Source organism: Gordonibacter pamelaeae 7-10-1-b, from assembly GCF_000210055.1.
In the GTDB taxonomy this organism is placed as follows: domain Bacteria; phylum Actinomycetota; class Coriobacteriia; order Coriobacteriales; family Eggerthellaceae; genus Gordonibacter; species Gordonibacter pamelaeae.
In genome coordinates, this window is the sequence record NC_021021.1 from 1,949,450 (window position 1) to 1,968,710 (window position 19,261).

General features: G+C 60.7%; 14 protein-coding genes. 2 read left to right on the forward strand and 12 right to left on the reverse strand.

Annotation, left to right across the window (positions count from 1 at the left end; all coding sequences use genetic code 11):
- Nucleotides 1-59: 59 nt before the first annotated feature.
- The 9 genes from GPA_RS09010 to GPA_RS09055 form a co-directional block, all read right to left on the reverse strand.
- Nucleotides 60-299 carry a 4Fe-4S binding protein gene (locus GPA_RS09010; protein WP_147274563.1) on the reverse strand — a complete coding sequence of 80 codons (240 nt, stop codon included), beginning with the start codon at nucleotides 297-299 and terminating at the stop codon, nucleotides 60-62.
- A gap of 141 nt (nucleotides 300-440) precedes the next feature.
- Entirely contained in the window at nucleotides 441-3,104 is a 2,664-nt protein-coding gene (locus GPA_RS16810; protein WP_015539674.1) for a molybdopterin-containing oxidoreductase family protein, read from the reverse strand.
- Nucleotides 3,105-3,340: 236 nt separating this feature from the next.
- The gene (locus GPA_RS18145) at nucleotides 3,341-3,544 is read right to left on the reverse strand and encodes a zinc-ribbon domain-containing protein (protein ID WP_147274564.1); all 204 of its coding nucleotides are present in this window, start codon (nucleotides 3,542-3,544) and stop codon (nucleotides 3,341-3,343) included.
- A 146-nt stretch (nucleotides 3,545-3,690) separates the two neighbouring features.
- Nucleotides 3,691-6,453, reverse strand: coding sequence for a LuxR C-terminal-related transcriptional regulator (locus GPA_RS09020; RefSeq protein WP_049784091.1), 2,763 nt, complete (start codon nucleotides 6,451-6,453; stop codon nucleotides 3,691-3,693).
- Nucleotides 6,454-6,782: 329 nt separating this feature from the next.
- The gene (locus GPA_RS09035; RefSeq protein WP_015539675.1) at nucleotides 6,783-7,214 is read right to left on the reverse strand and encodes a GNAT family N-acetyltransferase; all 432 of its coding nucleotides are present in this window, start codon (nucleotides 7,212-7,214) and stop codon (nucleotides 6,783-6,785) included.
- A gap of 13 nt (nucleotides 7,215-7,227) precedes the next feature.
- Nucleotides 7,228-8,202 (reverse strand): DUF169 domain-containing protein, encoded by a 975-nt coding sequence (locus tag GPA_RS09040; protein WP_015539676.1) that lies wholly within the window; start codon nucleotides 8,200-8,202, stop codon nucleotides 7,228-7,230.
- A 474-nt stretch (nucleotides 8,203-8,676) separates the two neighbouring features.
- Nucleotides 8,677-10,218: a LuxR family transcriptional regulator gene (locus tag GPA_RS09045; RefSeq protein WP_015539677.1), complete on the reverse strand. Its 1,542-nt coding sequence runs from the start codon at nucleotides 10,216-10,218 to the stop codon at nucleotides 8,677-8,679.
- Nucleotides 10,219-10,335: 117 nt separating this feature from the next.
- The gene (locus GPA_RS09050; protein ID WP_015539678.1) at nucleotides 10,336-10,686 is read right to left on the reverse strand and encodes a 4Fe-4S dicluster domain-containing protein; all 351 of its coding nucleotides are present in this window, start codon (nucleotides 10,684-10,686) and stop codon (nucleotides 10,336-10,338) included.
- Between the two features lie 2 nt (nucleotides 10,687-10,688).
- Nucleotides 10,689-13,028 (reverse strand): molybdopterin-containing oxidoreductase family protein, encoded by a 2,340-nt coding sequence (locus GPA_RS09055; protein WP_083809023.1) that lies wholly within the window; start codon nucleotides 13,026-13,028, stop codon nucleotides 10,689-10,691.
- A gap of 381 nt (nucleotides 13,029-13,409) precedes the next feature.
- Here GPA_RS09055 and GPA_RS09060 point away from each other — a divergent pair, with 381 nt between their 5' ends.
- Entirely contained in the window at nucleotides 13,410-14,666 is a 1,257-nt protein-coding gene (locus GPA_RS09060; protein WP_015539679.1) for an MFS transporter, read from the forward strand.
- A 96-nt stretch (nucleotides 14,667-14,762) separates the two neighbouring features.
- Complete coding sequence (locus tag GPA_RS09065; RefSeq protein ID WP_015539680.1) at nucleotides 14,763-16,058, forward strand: MFS transporter; 1,296 nt, start codon at nucleotides 14,763-14,765, stop codon at nucleotides 16,056-16,058.
- Between the two features lie 442 nt (nucleotides 16,059-16,500).
- Here the strand turns inward: GPA_RS09065 and GPA_RS09070 are convergent, their stop codons facing one another.
- The 3 genes from GPA_RS09070 to GPA_RS09080 all read right to left on the reverse strand — a co-directional run.
- A complete protein-coding gene (locus GPA_RS09070; protein ID WP_015539681.1) occupies nucleotides 16,501-17,859 on the reverse strand; it encodes a radical SAM protein in 1,359 nt (452 codons plus the stop codon).
- Nucleotides 17,860-17,872: 13 nt separating this feature from the next.
- On the reverse strand, nucleotides 17,873-18,739 hold the full coding sequence (locus tag GPA_RS09075) for a TIGR04282 family arsenosugar biosynthesis glycosyltransferase (RefSeq protein WP_015539682.1): 867 nt from the start codon (nucleotides 18,737-18,739) through the stop codon (nucleotides 17,873-17,875).
- A gap of 71 nt (nucleotides 18,740-18,810) precedes the next feature.
- Nucleotides 18,811-19,261 (reverse strand): molybdopterin dinucleotide binding domain-containing protein (locus tag GPA_RS09080; protein WP_041239374.1); only part of this gene is annotated, 451 nt, incomplete at its 5' end.

The window sequence follows — 19,261 nt, forward strand, 5'->3', positions numbered from 1 at the left end:
TTTGACGAAGAAACCCTTTCGAGTCCTCCAACTATCGCGCCTTACGGCGCTTTCAGCAGTCAAACAAAGTAAATGCTGATGGAGTGGGTGGGACATGCGTTCACGCAACGCCCGCAGCCAACGCAGAGCTCCGGATGCTCGGCCTTCGCGCGGATCTCCCCGCCCACCTTGCATGCACGGAGCACCTTCCCCTCCCGTGGGCACGCCGAGACGCAGTTCAGGCACCCCCGGCAGTAATCCTCGTCGACCTTCACGCGCGGCTTGTTGCGGTAGAAGCCCATCGGCGCATACGCTCCCACGAGACCCCCTTTCCAGCGTGAGGAGAGGCGCGGCGCCCCTCCTCGAAACGCGCTTGCGCTTCCCCATACCCCCCGCCCCAGGAGGAAGGAGGTTCTGCCTTTGCCCTCCTCCCTCCGGAATGCGGCGGGAAACCTCCCCTCCTACTTCTTCAACTCCCAGAAGCCCAGGTTCTCGGCGGCCTTGTCCCACACGGTTCCGTGGGTGCCGTCGTAGAGCGCGGCCGGGATGCTGTCGTCGGCGCCGTCGGACGGGTCGATGCAGGGGTACACCTTGCACAGAAGGCCGCGGCAGTTCCACGTGGCCGTCATCTGGTCGGCCTTGTCCGGGTCGTCGTCGATGAGCACGTTCGCGGCAGCCTCGAACACGCCTTGCGACCAGGGCTCCTCGGCGGGAAGCTCGGGGTACCACCAGCTGGGCGGCACCTGCACCACGCCCTCGGGGATGTCCCAGCCCAGGTGCGCCTTCTGGCGGATACGGCCCATGGGCGTCTCGATCCACACCCAGTCGCCTTCCTTGATGTGCAGGGCGCGTGCGTCGTTGAAGTGCATCCAGGTCATGGGGTACGGCGCCACCGTTCGCGTGCCGTGGCCCGGCGTGCGCATCTCGGAGTGGTACAGCGGGCTGATGCGGCCGGCCGTGGTCAGGCGCAGCGGGTACTCCTTCGCCATCTCGGGGTTGCCGAGCGGCGACTCCGGCTCGCGGTACACCGGCAGCGGGTCGTAATCAAGCTCCTCGAGCACCGACGCGTAGACCTCGGCCTTGCGCGACGGCGTGGCGAAGCCCTGGATCTGCCCGTTCTCGAGGCGCCTGGCGTACTTGTAGTACTCGGTGGGGTACGGGAAGTACGTGCCCGCGTTCACCACGTCCTCGTACTTGAGCCCGCAGCGGTCGATACGGTACTGGATGACGTCCTCGTAGGTCTCCCACGGCCACTGCTCCTGCTGGCCCATGGCGCAACCGAGGGAGCGGAAGAAGTCGTAGTCCATATGGCGCTCGGCGTAGGGCTCAACCCCGCGGTCGCCAACGGTGATGAAGTCCATGGAGTCCTCCGACGTCGTGCACATCGGGCGCTCCATCCAGTCGCACGCGGGCATGATGTAGTCCGCCAGCGCGGCCGTCGGCGTCTTCCAGTACTCGCACACCACCAGCAGCTCCAGGCTCTTCAGCGCCTTGTAGACCTTCTTCGTGTTCGGCATCCACGCCAGCGGGTTCGAGGACCACGCGATCATCGCCGTGATGGGGTACGGCTTCTTGTCGATGATGGCGTCCAGCACGAGCGACGGCGAGCACAGCGTCTGATGGAGCATGGGGCGCGGCAGGCCGAACATCTTGCGGTAGCATTTGTCGATCTTCTTGAAGCCGGGCCACGCCATGACGCGGAAGCGGTCGTTGCCGATGTACTTGGCCTGGTTCTCCGGGTCCTGCAGCTCGGAGAGCTCCATCTCGGCGTCGCGCACCGGGAAGTCCTTCTCCTTGCCCACGGAGTTCGGGTCGGCCGGCTGGCCCACGAACTCGCCGCCGGGGTTGTCGATGTTGCCGGTCATGATGCGCAGGATGGTCTTTGCTATGCCGAAGCTCGCGGCGTTGTTGCCGTGCTGGTCGCCGCCGCCGAGGCCCCAGATGATGCAGGCCGGCCCGTTCGTGGCGTAGAGCTTCGCCGCCTCCTCGATCTTGCGCTTGGGCACGCCGGACACCTTCGACGCCCGCTCGGGCGTGTACTCGGCCACGCGCCGCACGATGGCGTCGAACACGGTGATGCACTCGGCCTCGCCGCCGTCGGCGAGCTTCACCCGGTAGGTGCCGCTGAGCTGCGCATCCACCTCCACGCCCTCCTCGGTGCAGTAGCGGTTCTCGTCGGAGCACCACGCCAGCACGCCGTCGCGCTTGGCGTCCCACGCCACGAAGTCCTCGAACCTGCCGTCTGCATCGATGTCGCTCGCGCGCAGCAGCTTGTTCGTGTCGGTGCGGAACAGGAACACGGCGTTGGACCAGTGCTTGAGGAAGTCCTCGTTGTACAGCTCGTGCTCCACGATGTAGTTGATCCACGCGAGGCAGATGATGCAGTCGGTGTTCGGATAGGGCTGAAGCCATTGGTCGGCCTGGCCGGACTCGGGGATGCACACCGGGTCGACCACGATCATCTGGGCGGGCCCGTTCTCGTTCACCGTCGTGCGGCCCTTGATGACGCGCCACAGCGGCGCCTCGGGGGCGTAGGACTCGGAGCAGCGCTTGCCCCAGTTGACGATCGTGTTCGACTGCTGCGGCGAGGCCGGCATCATCGATTCCACGGGCCAGCCCACCATGGCCATGTTCAGGGAGTAGTTCCAGCACCAGCAGATGGTGCCGGGGTCCACCACGTTGCCGGGGTTGCCCAGCAGGTTCGTGAAGCGGCTGCGCGCCCACAGGTGGTCAGAGCGGTAGGTGCCCTCGGACGACACGAGCGTCTCGGGGCCGTACTTGTCGATGAGCCCCTGGAGCTTCTCGGAAATCTCCTTGATGGCCTGGTCGTAGGATATCTGCTCCCACTTGTCCTCGCCGCGCTCGCCCGCGCGCTTGAGCGGGTGGTTGATGCGCTTGGGATGGTAATGGAACTTGATGGCGCGCTGGCCCCGCTCGCCCAGGCGGTTGCACAGCACCGCACCTTCGTCGTCGTTGGGCCTCAACTCCACCAAACGGCCCGTGGCCGTGTCCACCCCCGCGAAGATGCCGCAGTTCATGTGGCACATGTGGCAGCGCGTGCGGCGCCATCGGATGCCGTTCTCGTCGACGTGGTTGTTCGGCACGCCGACCATGCTCTCGGACATGGTTGTCCCCTCTCTCTTCTCTACCTGGTTGACACGAGGCGTCGTGAAGAGCGCTTCCGGAAGCCTTCCCCTTACGATGCCCTCACTCTACTGGAGGCCCCGCCTGATTACATGACCCGAATTCGTGACATCGCGCGGGTGAGGCGCGGGGTAACGGCCGGGTAGGGGACGGGGTAAGGTGGCGTGGGCGGGCGCTCCGTTCAGGGGGTTCGATGCGCCCGCCCACGCTCCCTTGTTCAGGCGCCCGGTGCGGGCGGCGGTGTGGGGGCTCCCGGAGCGCCGGGGACCTTGGACGCAGCCGGGGCGCCGGGTGCGAGCACGACCGGCACCTGCAAGGCGGCGCCGCAGCCCAGGCACTTCGCCGCCCCGGTCGGCACCTCCGCTCCGCATTTCGGGCAGTTCTTCGGCCCCTCGACGGCCACTGGCGGTCTGAAGCACATGGCGTATCCTTTCCTCTGGGTCGGTGCCACCGGACAAGGTGGCCTCTACCTGAAGAGAATACGCAGGGGAGAAGCAGGGGTCATGACCTTCACAAGACCGAACGCGAGGGTAAGGAGCGCGGGTAAGGTGCGGGGGTGAGAAGAGCTCATTCCCTAGCCGCTGCGACAGACCCCGACGCCCCGTTCCCAACGGAGCGGTTCGCCGCATACTCCCGTAGAGCCTCCTCGCGCGTGCCCACCCCCAGCTTGCTGTAGATGTTCGCAAGGTGCTTCTTCGCGGTGTTGACACTGATGCAGAGCGTTTCGGATATCTCCTTGCGCGACAAGCCCATATTGAGGAGCTTGAGGATCTCCAGCTCACGAGGGGTAAGCGGGTCGGGCCCGTCATTGGCGAACGCGCCCGGACCGTCTATGCCCGACGGCGCCTCCGGCAATTCCCGCTCGAATTCAACCAAAAGAGACTTCACGTAAGACCGAACGGATGCACCCGCCTTGCGCGTCGTCGAGTAGTCACGTAGAAGGTCGCGCAAAGGCTCGCCTGCATCGAGGAGGCTGCGCATGAAACCGTACCGGCTTGCCAACGTCAAGAGCTCTTTCAGCTGGGCGCAGGCGCGCGACCCCTCTCCTATCTCGCGCAAAACGACCGTTTCCACCGCGAGGGCTTTCACAAGCAGGCAAACGTAGCGGCCCTTACGTGCATGCACCTCGACCGACTCGAGCGTCTCGAGGACGGTCGGACCGTCGCCCTTCTCCCAAGCCGAAAGGGCGCGCACGAGAGAAAGCAGCAGCTGGCAATACACATCCCCCTCATGCACCCGCGCGGCGAACTTCCTCTCGATGAGGAGCAGGTCGCGCAGGTTCCGGCGACGTGCCGCTATCTCCGCCTGTTGGAAGTAGGCACGCAGCAGCACGGCTCGCGGAACGTCCTTCTGCTCGCCATGCAGGATGCCCTCGACGATGACCTCGTACGCCTCGGAAAGGCTTCCCCTCGCAGCGAGCAGCCCCGCTTGGGCCATCTTGGCCTCAAGGTACATGTCGATGTGCCGGTAATGCGAGGTCCGCTTGAGCGAGCGCTCCACCAAAACCGAGGCCCGCTCTTTCTCGTTGCGCTCGAGCAGCACGCGCGCCAGCAGCGCGCAGATGGCACCGTAAAGGGCGAAATCGGAAGGGCATGTTTGCAGAAGCTTCTCGCAACTCTCGCGGGCTTCGGCGAGCTCGCCGAAGCAGTGCTGCACCTCGGCGAAGCTGAACGAGTTGAACAGCAGCTGGTGCATCGTAGCGTCCACGCTTGCGCTTGCCTGGGCTTGCAGGTAAATCTCCTGGGCCTGGGCCATGTCGCCAATACGCTCGTATGCCTCGCCGAGCGACTGGTAGATCATGCTCATAAGCGATGGCTTGATCTCGTACCCGCTGTTCAACAGCTCATCGCATTGCGCGAGAGCCTCTTGGCCGTCTCCCTCCATGGCAACGCACTTCATTTTGAGGCACTTCGACGAGAACTCCACGATGCTCGGATCGAGGCTGCCGGCATGCGCAGGCTCCTGCATGCTGCGCTCGAATCGGGCGATCCAGTTCTGCGCATCGGCGACGCGTGCATTCGTGATGCACGACCATGCCGAGAGCATGCACAAAAGCGGCGACGAGGCGAACTCGGCCGAGGGTATGCGACAGAGCCACAAAAGGTAGTGGGTCCGCTTGTCCGAGCGGGAGAGCGAGCAGGTAGCCTCGGTCAGGTTCGCAACGTAGTCGAAATCGCTCGCCAGCAACAGGTACTTCGCCGCCTCGTCCTGCATCCCGTAATCGTGGAACCATTCGCTCGCCCGCGCGCATGTCTGCCTGATCTCCTCGATCCGCAGCTGCAGGAGCTCGCTGCGCAGCCAGTCGGCGAACAGAGCGTTGAAGCGGAACCACGTTCCCTCTTCGTCGCAGGGCACGACGAAGAGGTTGCGCCGTATCAGCTCGTCGAGAAGGGCCTGCGTCGAACCGGAGCCGAAGACCGCCTCGCAGAGGGGGCGGCTGAACGTCTCGAGCACCGATATCTCCAGCATGAACGAGAACAGATCCCCGGTCACCAAGCGCGTGACCTGTGCCTGGAAGCAGCGCCGCACGTTCAGGAGGGAACCGTCCAGCCGCACGTCGTCCGCGCTCCGCGCGCCCGACAGCGACCGCGCCGCCAGCACAAGCCCCTGCGGCCATCCCTCGACGAAGCGGCAGGCCTTCTCCAGAGCCTCGTCGGAGGGAGGCTCATCGCACATGGCATTCGCCAGATGCCGCGCCTCGTCTATGGTCAGAGCCAGGTCCTCTACGCCGAGGCAGCCGTACCCCAAGCGATAGGCATCGGTCTGCAGCACCCACGAAAAGGCGGACGAGGCGAGCACCACATGGAAGTCGGGCGGCGTCAGTGAGCAGAAACGCAGCAGCTGCACGTCTCTACCCTGTTGGTCGGCGCAGCCGTAATCGTCGATGAGCAGGTAGCAGGGCAAACCGGGAGGAAGCGCCTCGAACAGCGCATTGCCCATGGCTACGAGAACGCCGTCGTCCAACCCTGCACCGCGCTCCAGGAGTTCTTCGTCTACCAGGGGTTCAATCTCTGCAGCCACTTGGGCGCCCAGCCCTGCCAGTGCCGCCACGATATGTCGACAGAAGCGGGCGAAGTCGGCATCCTCCTCGTCGACGGTCAACCAGGAGACGAGGGTCCCCTCTTCTGCCTTCTTCCGAGCGAACTCAACCATCAATCCGGTTTTCCCATAGCCCGTCGGCGCAGCGACCAGCGTCAGTTTCTGCCGCGCGAGCAGCTCGAGCCTCTTGAGAAGCGCCGCCCTGCCCACATACCCGATCGGCAACGCCGGTTGCGTCAGCTTTGCCCGAACGACGGCTTTTTGCAGTTCCTTTTCAGTCGAAGCGCCCATCTGTCCCCTTCGAACGCACTCCTGCCGCCGACCCTTTCCCGGCAAACGGGCACATTGCCCGCCGTTCGACCATAGTAGAACTTTTTCCGGCCAGGTTCAATTATGAGAGCGTCGGTCAACGGCCATCGTGACAACCTGTCCTTCGCATATCTCTCCATAAGGGGACAAACTGCAAAGGGGCGAGAAGGAAAAGGCTTCGCGCGTGCACGCTGTTAAACACAGATTGGCAGGCAGGGGGTCGAAAAGTGGCAGAGGTTCCGAGGTATGTGACTTTTAGCTCGGCGCTCTCGGCATGACAAATGGCGGGAAGCTTGTTGTCCGCCTCCCGCCTAGAGCACCTTCCGCACGGGCACCGGGCCGCATTCCTCGCGCATCTCGCAGTGGTCGCAGTCGTCCACGAGGGACATCTCGATGAGGTCCCAGCCGATGCGCTCGTAGCCTAGGGCCTCGTAGAACGGCAGGCTCCCGCCGCGCGACACGAGGCGCAGCTCGCCGTGGCGCTCGAGGGCCTCCTCCATGAGCGCGCGGCCCACGCCGAACCCGCGCCAGGTCTCGTGGGTGATGACGGGGTTCACGAACGCCGTGCCGTCGTCGGCGAGCGCGATGCGGACGAACCCTACCACCTCGTCGTCCTCGTTCACGGCCACGCGCACGCCCTCGATGGAGGGGATGGCGTCCATGCCCTCCAGGTTGGCGTAGCCGTCGAGCACGGCCTTGTCGTCCGGCCGTGCATCGCGGATGGTGAACAGCTCGTTCGTCATAGGGGTTCCTTCCCTACATGATAGGCGGAACGTAGATCTTCATGCGCGAATCCGGGATGGCCTTCTTCGCCAGCTCCGTCAGGCCCTGCACCACGATGGGCAGCTTGTCCACAGGCAGGCCCATGAACATCATGTCCTCGGCCACGTCGGTGGCCGCACGGCAGCCGTAGCAGCCGAACGTGATGTTGGGCTCCTGCTCCGTCAGGGGGTACAGCACCGCCTCCACGCACATGGAGTTGAACCCGCTCGCGTGGAAGTCGAAGCGGTGGCCCGAGTAGTAGCTCATGGACATGCACAGCCACATCATCTGCTCGGGCGTGCCCGTCACCACCACCACCTCGGGCTTGCGCACCGTCTTCGCCAGGGGCGCCACATAGGTGGCACGGCGGCTCTTCGGCGGCAGCATGGGGCGCTCGGCCACCATGCGGGCGGCGGCCTCGGCGTTCACCACCTTGTGGAACAGCACATATATCTCGCCGGTGGCCAGCTTCTCGGGCACGCCGGTCATGCCGAAGATGGACGTGCCGTCCGGGCACGAGTGCCGATGCGGCGGCATGAGGATGCTCGCACCGCGGCGCGCGGCCATCATGGCCTGGCAGAAGCGCTGGTTCTCGGGCGGCAGGGGCACGTCGGGCAGCAGCTCGTCCTTGTCGATGAGGCTCACGGCCACCGGCTGCCAGCGCAGGCCCAGCTTCTCCATGATCACGCGCTGCCATTCCGCGTACTGCTCGTGCAGCTCGCGCGAGATGGGCTCGGCCCGCGGCTCGTCGGCAAAGGGATCGTACACCGCGTCGCCCGTGGCCTCCACGGAGAGCGCGCGCTGCGGGCAGTTGCCCGCGCAGGTGGTGCACCCCACGCAGTCCTCGATGCGCGCCGCGAAGGGATGCCCCTCCCCGTCGGCCTCCAGCACCTCGCACGGGCAGAACGCGATGCACAGCCCGCACGCAACGCACCGGTCCGGGTCGTTCGCAATTCGGTAGTCGGCCATGTGTCTCCTTCTATGTCCAAGCGGCTGCACCCAGCCACGTTGCGCTTCCCAATAAATGCTAAGTTCCGCTCAATGGTAAGGGCGGACCCTTTGTCCTACTAACCAACAGCGCCGTCTCAGGCCAAGCGGCAAGCGCAGGACGCTTCCCACGAAGCCGACTCTCTCCTGCAGCACTGCCCCGCGCTCCCAATCACTATCGCATCCCAGTGGGCCAATTGCAGTTCAAATTGCATGTGGCTACATACGGATTCCAGGCAAGCTTAACTGCCGTAATTATACCCTTTACAATATGTTGCGCGAGCATAGGTGGCTTTGTGTCTTCCCGATCACTTACTTACATGCGTACTCCTCACGGAATACAGCTCGCATAAACCCTCTTCAACTAGATTGCTGATGCGAGTCCGCATAGTTCACGCCGTTGCCACTTGTACAGCCCTGCATGACCGATCGCCATCCACGTCGAAGTTCAATAGCTCAGTGTAGATCTGAATGGCTACGAGCCTCATCCGCGTCTTTCGCTTCCGCCTCGACTACATCGATGAGTTCCTGATGCGAATGAACGTCAAGCTTCTGATAAATATGGTATACATGGCTTCTCACCGTATGGCGGGAAAGCACCAAGGAAGTTTGAATATACGCCACATTGCGTCCTTTTGCGAGCAATTCGAAAACCTCCTGCTCTCTGCGCGTCAGGCCGTTATCCTCTGCCAAAGCTTTGATGGCGGCTCCTGCTTTTTCGCCTTCAGAGACCTCGCCTGGCTCGTCATCCAACGGCTCAAGTACGACATCCTCCGTCCTCTCGACCGAAGAATCACAAGATGACTCGGCGGCAATTAGGTGCATATTGGACAGGATCAGGCACAGGAAAAATACGCACAGGATGAGGACGATTGAGGTGAGTGCAACGGAACCGCTATTGGAGAGAAAGTTTGCAACAACATAGAAAAGCAACCTCCCAACCAGCAAGCCGAAAGTAAAAAGCGAGCGACCAACGCCGAAAACAAAAACAGAGTTCCGCTCTTGACATGCCTCATATAGCGAGCACCAATTCGATATGTCGTAAGCAGAGAACCCGACCCAAAGAAGAAGGATCGATGCGAGTCGAATAGGGCTGGAATCGTTCACCAACGGAAGAGCCGTTCCGACTACCAAAATGGCCAGAAGGCCCCATTGCGCCACGAAAAGATCCGCTTCCCCCTTCGTCCGCGATACATAGACAACTGCGAGAACACCACCAATTGCAGGTGCCACACCGTTGAGGTTAACTCCAAACGAGTTCAGCGAAGAGGGCGGCTCCCCTGTAGAAAAACCAAACACGAGGCAATAAAAGAACATGATGATGAAAAATGTCGCGCTTCGCTTTTCGCTCAAATAGGATCCAGCCAACTCAGCTGGAAAATGCCGAATCTTGACAATTCCCTTTGCTTGCGATCCGGCAGCAGGTTGCGGCGTGAATACCAGCATAACGATCGAGGCACACAGGAAAAGGAACGTGCACACGATACCAAAAGAAACACCTGTGTTCTCTACAACAAGATACAACAACCCAGAAATCAGGAGCGCGATGGCGGAAGACGAAAAAGCTTTGCGCTTGCCTATCGTCGAGTAGTAGAGGCCCACTCTAAGCAATACGATTCCGTTGGCGATACCGAATGCGGCCCATGCGAGCAGTATCAACCCGGCGAAAACCGGCCGCATTGCGGCTACGACGATGACGCAGCACGAAAACAAGCCCAGAACGAGAGGAGCTAACGTAAGCGCCGGACCATAGCCCATCCACGCTTTCAGGCGACTGCCATATCCCAGGGCGAACAGCGTCGCACCAAGGAAAAGCATGTACACGATGCCGGGTACCTGCTCCATGCCGCCTGCCATGCCCGCATTCAACAGAGGTTCGGCGAAAAGAGAGGAGGACGCCACCAACATCGCAAAAGCATGGACAAGCGTAAAAGCGCTAATACCGAAAATATCTCTGGTGCTCAGACTGCTAGGAAAATCTTTAACAGTTGCGATCATCCAGTCACCCCCACAAACAAACGACCTAGGGCAGCATCATACCACCCTAGGCCCGTTCCCCTTTACGTCATCCTTCACCCTTCTGCGAATGGGTAAAGGAGTAAAGTATACCTCAAACTATGGGCGAAAAAGGGTTTGCTTGGGCTTCTCGGCGAGCGCCAGCGCCAGCTCTCCGATTTCACCGTACTGCATGACCTTCGCTTGACAGTGGTGCACGCACGTAGGCAGTTTACCCGCCGCCGTGCGCTCGGCGCATAGATCGCATTCGTCCAAGGGAACAGGAATGTACGTGTATTGCCAATCGTCCGTACGCTGCCAATCAAGCCCCTCCGCTCTCTTTGGCCAGATGAATTCAGCAATTTTGATACCGAATTCCCCGTCGGAAAGGCCATGCTCCTTGCGGCAAGCCATCTCGCAGCTATGGCATCCAGTGCAAAACTCGTAATCGATCAGTAAGCCTTTTGCCATGATTACTCCGTCCCCTTCTTCGGCGCATAGGAATAAGCTGCGTCGCCTTTCCATACATTATGCTCGTCGCCCTCCACAACTTTGTAAATAGTGCAAAGCATCGTCTTATAGTTGGATCCGAATCCCGCTTTGCCGCACTTCCATTCCAGAAGGTTGTTGCAATCAACGTCCCACATACCGAACAGGCCGTCGTCCATAGCCCCCTTCTCCTCGGGAAGCCACCAGCCATGGTCGGTGCTGACGTAGCGAGGATCGATGGTCGGGGTGACCACAACGACGCGCTTGCATCGACCACGCTGGTTTTCGATCCATACCCAATCTCCGTCAGAAACGCCGTACTTTTCTGCCGTCTCGGGATGCACCTCAACCTCAGGCCAGGGCTTATGAGCTCGCAGGCTCGGAATTTGACGGTGCTCCGAGTGGAATGACCACCAACTGCGGGCGCCGGTCGTGAGAACGAGCGGATACTTATCAAGAAGTTCCGGGGTAGCAAGCGGGCCCGGTGTCGGTTCTTCAAAGTAAGGCAGGGGCGGCAGGTTCGAATTTGCGAAATATGAAGACCAAAGCTCGATGCGGCCGGATGGCGTATTGAAGCCAAGCTGTCCATCTGGGCGAAGCTTGCCCGTCTCGTAACGACGGTACTCGAACGGAAGGTACGCGGGGGCAAGATCGCGCATCTGCTCGAACGTGCCATCTATGCCGCCACAGTCGCGCAACACAGCACCGTACATTTCCTGCACGTTATCCCAAGGCCACGCCTCGGGGTTGAAACGCTTGCCGATTTCCAGGTTGATCTGGGTATCGGGCTTGGTGTTGCCCGGATCGGATGCCTTGTTGATGGTTTCGCACCGCTGAAAGCCATCTCCCACACGGAAACCGTCCTTCTCGGTGAAAGTGGAAACAGGCAGCACGATATCAGCGAGGGCCATTATCGACGGGGTCATGAACAGGTCCACGGCAACAACGAAGTCGAGCTTCGCCAGGGCGGCAAGGGTGCGCTTCGGGTCAGGGGACGTGCACGCCAAGGGGTTCGCCGTCTGAAGCCACAAACAAGAGAGTTTGTATGGTTCCCCCGTTTCAAGCATTTCGATGACTGTGTCGGTATGGGCTGCGGATATACCGCTGCGAAGCAGGCCGTATTCCGGCTTCCATACCCCCGCACGCTTCGCGGCAATCTCCGGAGTCTTTTTCTCGATAAGCTCTTCGTAGCCCCAGCCGGCAGAATAGCGCAGAATCTCGGAGGGGCTTATCATGCCACCCGGCCGTTCAATCTGGCCAGTAATGGCGAAGATCGCGAATGCCGCAGAAGACGTAGGCAAGGCCTCTTTGCACATGTCGAGAGAGACGCCCCACTGCAGTACGGCACCGTCGCTTTCGGCGATCATGCGTGCCGCGCGTGCGATTTTCTCTTCGGGGATCCACGTGATCTCAGAGGTTTTGGCGAGAGGATACTCATCCGCAGCAGCCGCCAACTCCTCGAAGCCGTAGCACCACTTGTCAACGAACTCGTGATCGTAGAGATCGTTTTTAATGATGTAATCGATCATGCCCAGGGCGAGGGCAGCATCGGTGCCGGGCCGAATGCCGAGATGTGCTTCCGATCTCGCAGCAAGCCACGTTACGCGCGGATCGATAGTGATCAGCTTGGAGCCGCGTTTCATACAGTCAACCACCCAGTGTCCGAACAAACCGTCGGAATTTGCGACAACGGGATTGTTCCCCCAGATTGCAATAACCTCGGGAGCCTTCCAATCGGGGTGATCGTAGCGTTCGGGAAATTGCTGGGAGTAGTCGCCCACCCAGAATGAACCTGACGTGGCGATACATCCAACAACACGAGTGGTGTAGCAAGACAGGCCCGACATTGCGAACACGCAATTCGGCGAACCAAGAGAAAAAGTGAGCCGAGTTAGCCAGGGGCTGATATCCCGGCCCGTACCCATAATAGTAAAGAGGGTTTCCTTACCGTTTTGTTCCTGCAGTGTTGTAATGCTCTCGTAGATGATATCGTAGGCCTCATCCCAAGATATTTCCTCCCAGGCGTCTTTACCACGATCTTCGCGCTTGCGTTTCAACGGACTCGTCAGTCGTTTAGGGCTGTTGACGACATCCTGCACAGCTAGACATCTCACGCACAAGCGCCCCTGATTAAACGGGTTCTCCGGGTCCCCCTCCACCTTCACGAGCCTTTCGTTTTCATCTGTGTAAATCAAAACGCCACAGCCCAGATGGCAACCGGGTCCCGACCATGCGCTGCCGCGGGTCACCGTATATTCCCCCTCTTGATACTGGTACTCGGGAATCACATGTGGCACCGACTGGAGATTCTGTAAGTCGGCCATCGTTTTCTCCTCTCGTTCGTTCGTCAAGAAATACCGGGCTTCCCAACCCCACCCGAATGCTAAGACCACGGCGGCCGCCCGGGAACAGCCTCGGTGCACTATTTATCCCGGCAGCGTCGGTATCTCCTTGCCTGACGTCGGAAAAATCTTCCCATCTCATACACCGTGTATGAGATGCCGCCACATTATTTTTCTGAAATCGATTGGGCACTCGCTCGTTTCACGCAGCAGGTCTGTTGGGCCGCTGCATCGCTTCTGCAATCATCGAAGACGGCTTCCCTAGACCGCCAATGCAAAACACTAAGAGGGGGTTCGCAGAGGGATATTCCCTCGTTGGCTCACAAGCCACGAACTAGTAAAACAATAAAGGAGGAGTCATTCATGTCAGAAAAAACGGCCAAGAACTCAAGACTGATCTCGTTTGCCATCCTCATCATCGCATTCGTGATGTATGGTCAGTCATCCACTGGTCCCATTATCGCGAACATCATCGCAGATTGTCCAGGCTATGACCCAACGCTTATTTCCATGATCCAAACTTATCCGACCGTCGGCATAGTTGCCACCTCTCTTACTTACGGTTTTCTCTCCCGCAGGTTTTCTTCGCGCACCCTTTTGGTTGCCGCAACCGTCTTGTACGTCGCAGGCGGTGTTGCCCCTGCGTTCCTTGGCACCGATATTCCCGCGATTTTGGCGTGCCGCATCGTTCTCGGACTAGGGCTCGGCATATACTGCTCCCTGCCCGTCGCCCTTATCGCCGAAAACTTCCAAGGTAACGAAGGTGCAAGTTTGAACGGCTTCGTTCAGGTTTCCGCCTCCCTCGGCACCGTCGCGTTCCAGACGGTCGCCGGCTTCCTTGCAGCCATTGACTGGCATATGGTTATGTACATCGCGCTTATCTCTATCGTGGCCTGTGTAATCGCTTTGGTATTGTTGCCCAAGAACGTGAAAACCACCGAAGAAGCCGCTGCAGCAAGCAAGGTTACCGAAGATGAGAAAGCCGCACGAGCCGCATTGTCTTTCTCCCAGAAGTTTCCGCCGATCGTTATCTGTTACTGGGTCGAAATCTTCCTGTTCGTGGGCGGCATTGCGCTTCTTATGATGAATGCATCCATCGTCATTGAAAGCAAAGGCTTCGGCACCGCGGTTGATGCCGCGACCGCATTGAACGTCCATACCATTTGCGGTATTGTGGCCGGCATCATCTTCGGCGCAATCTTCAAGCGATTCACGGAATATCTGCCATTTGTAGCCGCCGTATTCGCCTGCGTCGCATACCTCTGCCTCGGCTTCGCAAGTAACCTGACCATGGTCGTCATTGGCGCTGGCCTGCTTGGCTTCGCGGCCCCATGGACCTGCGCCTCGCTCTTCCAACTTATCGGCAAGTACGCCGCTCCCGTGGCGGCTGGCATGGCATGCTCCATCGCTGTAGCCCTTCAGTTCGGCTCCCAGTTCCTTCTTGGCTACTGGGCACCCGCCGCCTGCAATCTCATCGGCTTAAATTACACCAACGGCACCGATCCGTTCCTGTTCTACGCCATCATATTCGGAATTCTCGCCGTCGCCCATCTTATTCAATCCGTTTCCGGCTCAAAGAAGCGTCAAGCAGCTTTGCTTGAGCGGGTTGATCCCGAGTAAATCGAGCGGTTTCGTTTCATCAATGTCGCCCAAAGCCCCGCTGATTGCCTAGATTGCCAGCGGGGCTTTGCGAAAGTCGCGCCATGGCGCGTACGTATGAAAAATTGGGACGGAATTCCAAGAAAGGACGGCGCCACCATGGCGATCAAAGGAACGAGAAACCCCCTTGTCCTGAAAGCCGTGATTCTTGCAGTCGCTCTGCAGGAAATTGGAGGAGGTGCGGTTGCACCCGTCATTTCGACCATCATCTCCGAAAATCCGCAATACGCGGCGGCGACCGTCATGCTTATCTCGACAATGCCGTTTTTATCCATCGCGTTGACTTCAGCTTTCTACGAGCATATAGAAAGGCACTTCGAGAAAAGAGCTTTGACCCTCTTTTCAATTGCCTTATTCTGCCTTGCCGGTATCACCCCTTGCATGCTGGGGGACAACATCCCCCTCATCATCGCAATGCGCTTCTGCTTCGGTATTGCGGTTGGATGCCTCGTACCTATGGTGATGAGTTTGATCAACAGTTTTTATAAAGGGAAAGAGCGTGCTTCCATGCTTGGTTTGGTTCAGACTTCAGGCAGTATAGGCGGCGTTGCGTTTCAAACAATCGGTGGCTATTTGGGCGCTGCAGACTGGCATTATTGCTTTTTGGCCTACTTCATCTCGCTAGCGGTCCTCGCATTTGCGTTCTTCGCCTTGCCCAATCCGCCAGCTACGGCAGCGCGCGATGAAGCAGGAACTGGTGACGACGCATCAAGCGAGAAACGGTATCTTGCGCCCACGGGAAAGCAACCGCGCCTTCCGCTAGGGATCGTCGCTTCATACCTCTGCCTCTTTGTCTACATGACTTGCATTATTACCTTTGTAAACAATATATCTATAATCGTTTCTGAAAGCGGGTATGGCGGTGCCGAAGTGGCAGGTCTATGCCTGTCGGCACATACGGTTACTGGCATGCTGGCTGGCGTGCTATATGGCCCCCTCTTCGGAAAGCTAAGAACATTCACCCTACCGATAACTACGCTGGTAGGGGCTCTATCCTTGATGATCATTTACTCTTCCAATTCCCTTACCGCCATTTTTGCAGGTTCTGGCCTTTTGGGAATATCGGCCGCGGCAACACTTGCTGGTTTCTTTAACAGCTTTTCGATGAGGGAGCAAGGAGGATCGTCCCGCTACACTTCTTTGGGTGTTACCGTGCAATTCCTTGGGCAGTTTCTTGGCTCATTTATAATTGAAATAATTCTATCTATAACCGGGGGCTCCTTCGGCCATGACGCTTTCCTGGTTGCAAGCATTGCTTGCATGGTTGCGTTCGCAGGAATCTCGCTTTTATCCGTTGCCGAAAAAGGGCGTGTAGAAGCAGAATGCAGGCTGACAACTGAAGGAACAAAATGATGGGCTGCGGCTACGCTTGCTGCGGATGCGGAAAATGCACGCATACCTCTCGAAAAATTGTTGAGCGGGGAATCTGTCTGATGTGCGGAGCGCTTAATTCTCCGCACCTTGTATATTGCTTGAAGTGCGGGGACCTCCTCCCCGCCCCTACGGGAGCACCGACGTCCAAAGCGAGCAAATCTCCACTCTCATGCTCCTCTAAACATTCGACGTCGTCGCAGCCCTCGCCCGATTAGCAGAGGTTACCGATAATGCACTCATTGACTCAGTCCCCGAACGCGGTAAGGGCAATGCTGTGCTACCGGCACACCATTGCCCTGCGGTGTAAGCCACCACTAATTTCCGTTCACTCCCCAAGCGGGGCCTTGGGCGTTCGTGCGAGCCAGGACTGACCGAGCACGACCCGCATGTCCAAGGCCCCGTGCCCCGCAGGTCGAGCAAGTTACCGCAGCTCCTCCTTGCACCACGGCGGGTACACGCGCCGCCCGGCGGAATCGGTCAGATGGTACGAGCAGAACGGGATGGCGCGTCCGTCGGGCACCGTCACCATCATGGAGCACTCGCGCAGGCGCTGCGTGTCCATGGACACCGCGTCCATGTAGTTCATGATGACCACGGAGAGCCCGCTCGCCACCTCGACGCCCTTCTTGTCCAGGATGTCCAGGAACACCGAGCCCTGCGGGCTGTCGGGCGAGTACCCCGCGTGGTACTCCTCCATCGTCATGGCGCGCGTGGCCGGGTAGAACCCGGACGGATGCGCCGGCACGCCCGCGGGAGGCTCGCCCTTCACGAAGAACACGCCCGTGTCGCACAGCGGGTTCGAGCACCCGAGCGGCCACACGTCGCGCGGCTCGATGAGCCCGTCTGACTGCTCGGCCAGCTGGAAGATCACGTCGCCCGAGCTCATGGGCAGGGCGCGCTCGGCGTCGAAGCGGCCCGACGTGAACGCCGGCTGCAGGGCCAAGCCTGCCACCACGTCGGCGTTGTCCAGGCAGAAGCGCAAGAGGTCGCCCAGCTGCCCGTCGTTCAGGCCCGCCACCACGGCCACGGACAGCACCACCTGGATGCCCACCTCGCGGCACCGCTCGATGACGCGCATCTTCACGTCCAGGATGTCGCGCCCGCACGTGCCCTCGTACACCTCGCCCGTGAGGCCGTCGAACGACAGGTACACGCCGGTGAGCCCCGCCCACACGAGCTCTTCCAGATACCCGTCGCGCGCGGCTATGACCAGGCCGTTCGTGTTGACCTCGATGCCCCAGAAGCCCTTCTCGCGGCCCATGCGGATGATCTCGGGCAAGTCCTTGCGACACGTGGGCTCGCCGCCCGTGATCTGCACGGCGCCGTCGGTGCCCACCGCATTCGCGATGACGTCGTACATGTCGGAGATCTCGGCCAGCGTGGGGTCTCCCTCGCCCGTCTCGGCGCTCATGAAGCACACGGGGCAATGCAGGTTGCAGTTGCGCGTGACCTCGATCTCCAGCAGCGTGCCGCGCCGCTGGTGGCGGCTGCACGTGCCGCAGCCGTGCGGGCACGGGGCCGTGGCGGCAAGGGTGTTCTGCGGCGCCGTCATCGGGAACGCGAGCGAGCGCAGCCACTGGTAGTGCTCGGCGTCGGGCCACATGCGCGTGGCCAGCCTCCCGTGGTCGGGGCAGGTGCGCTCCATCCACACGACGCCCTCGGCGTCGGCGTACACCTCGGCCGGCAGCTCGTCCAGGCAATCCGGGCAGAGCGCCGTGGTCTTGTGCAGCGGCGTGCGCTGCGCGGCCGGATCGGCCGCCGTGTTCTCGTTCGCTCCCATGGCGGCGCTCCTGCTATTCCTGGTCGATGTACTGGCGCGGGTCGTGCTCGTCGTTCGGCGGGGTGATCACCTGGATGCCCATGTAATCGACCCAGTCCAGCACGCGCTGCGGCACGAACAGGTCGGTCTGGAACACGGCCGCCTGCTTGATGGCGCGCATGCACGAGATGGCGTGCGCGAGGTCGGTCTTCTCGTCGATGTCGGCAACCGGCGACAGGAACGCGGAGGGAACGTCGCGCTCCTCCAGCTTCTCCATGTAGCCGTCGAGCGCCGGGCGGCCGTCCAGGTTGTAGTAGACGCCCTGGTGGTCCATCGGCGTGTTGTGGCTGAAGCCCACGAGCGACGTGCCGCATTCCTGGCACGGCGCCTGCACGAAGCCGGGCTTGCCGATGCTCTGGAAGTAGTCGAGCCACTGGAACGCCTGCACGATGTGCGACTTCGGCATGGTGGGGATGTCGCCGCCCACGGACACGATGTGCTCGTATCCCTGCGCGAAGATCTCCTTGAACGCGTAGTCGAAGTGGTCGTCGAACGTGGCGCCCTTGTCCGTCATGTAGTGGATCTCCATGGGCCAGGGGCCGATGGCGTCGTAGGTCTCCTTCATCAGCTCCACGTTCTCGGCGGGCGTCGTGGACACGAAGAAGTCGTACGTGACCTTGTCGACGCTCGGGTCGGCCGCCACGGCCGCGTCGTTCTCCATCTGCAGCTCCATGAGCGCGTGCATGGCAAGCTCGCTCACGTCGTACAGGCTGCGCTTGAAGAACTCGGCCGCCTGCGCCGGGCTCAGGAAACCGTCGTGCTCGGTCGTCAGGCGCGTCTTCACCATGCCCGGCACCGGGGGCTTGCTGAACAGCAGCAGCGCTTGCTTTTTCTCGGCCATAGGAACTTATCTCCTTCTCGTCGTTCTTACCAGTTGTCTCCCGCGTGCGCTCTCCGCGCACGGCAATTCGTCTATTCCCAGCTCAAAGGCTCGTCGATGCGCCGGATGACGCAGTCGATGGCGTTGTACGACCACGTGCCGATCAGCGGCTCGCCCGGCTCGCACGACGTGAGGCAGTTCACGTTCGACTCCCACATGCCGCCGAGGTCGGGGCCGCCCGGCCCCCACTCGGGATGCCACCAGCCGTAGTCCACGTTCACCAGGTCGTCGCGCAGGGGCGCGGTCTCCAGTATAAAGCGTGCCGAGCCCTTGTCGGTAGCGATCTCCACGCGATCGCCCGGTTTCAGGCCGAGCCGCCCGGCCGTGGCCTCGCTCACCTCCGCCACCGGGTGCGGCGACTTCTGGCGGAAGGCCGGGTTGTTGAAGTACATCGACGCGTTGTAGGGCTGCTTGCGCGAGCCGGTGATCATCGGCAGATGAGCGCCGCCCGCGCGCTCGGCGTCCTCCACGAGCTCCGGCGAG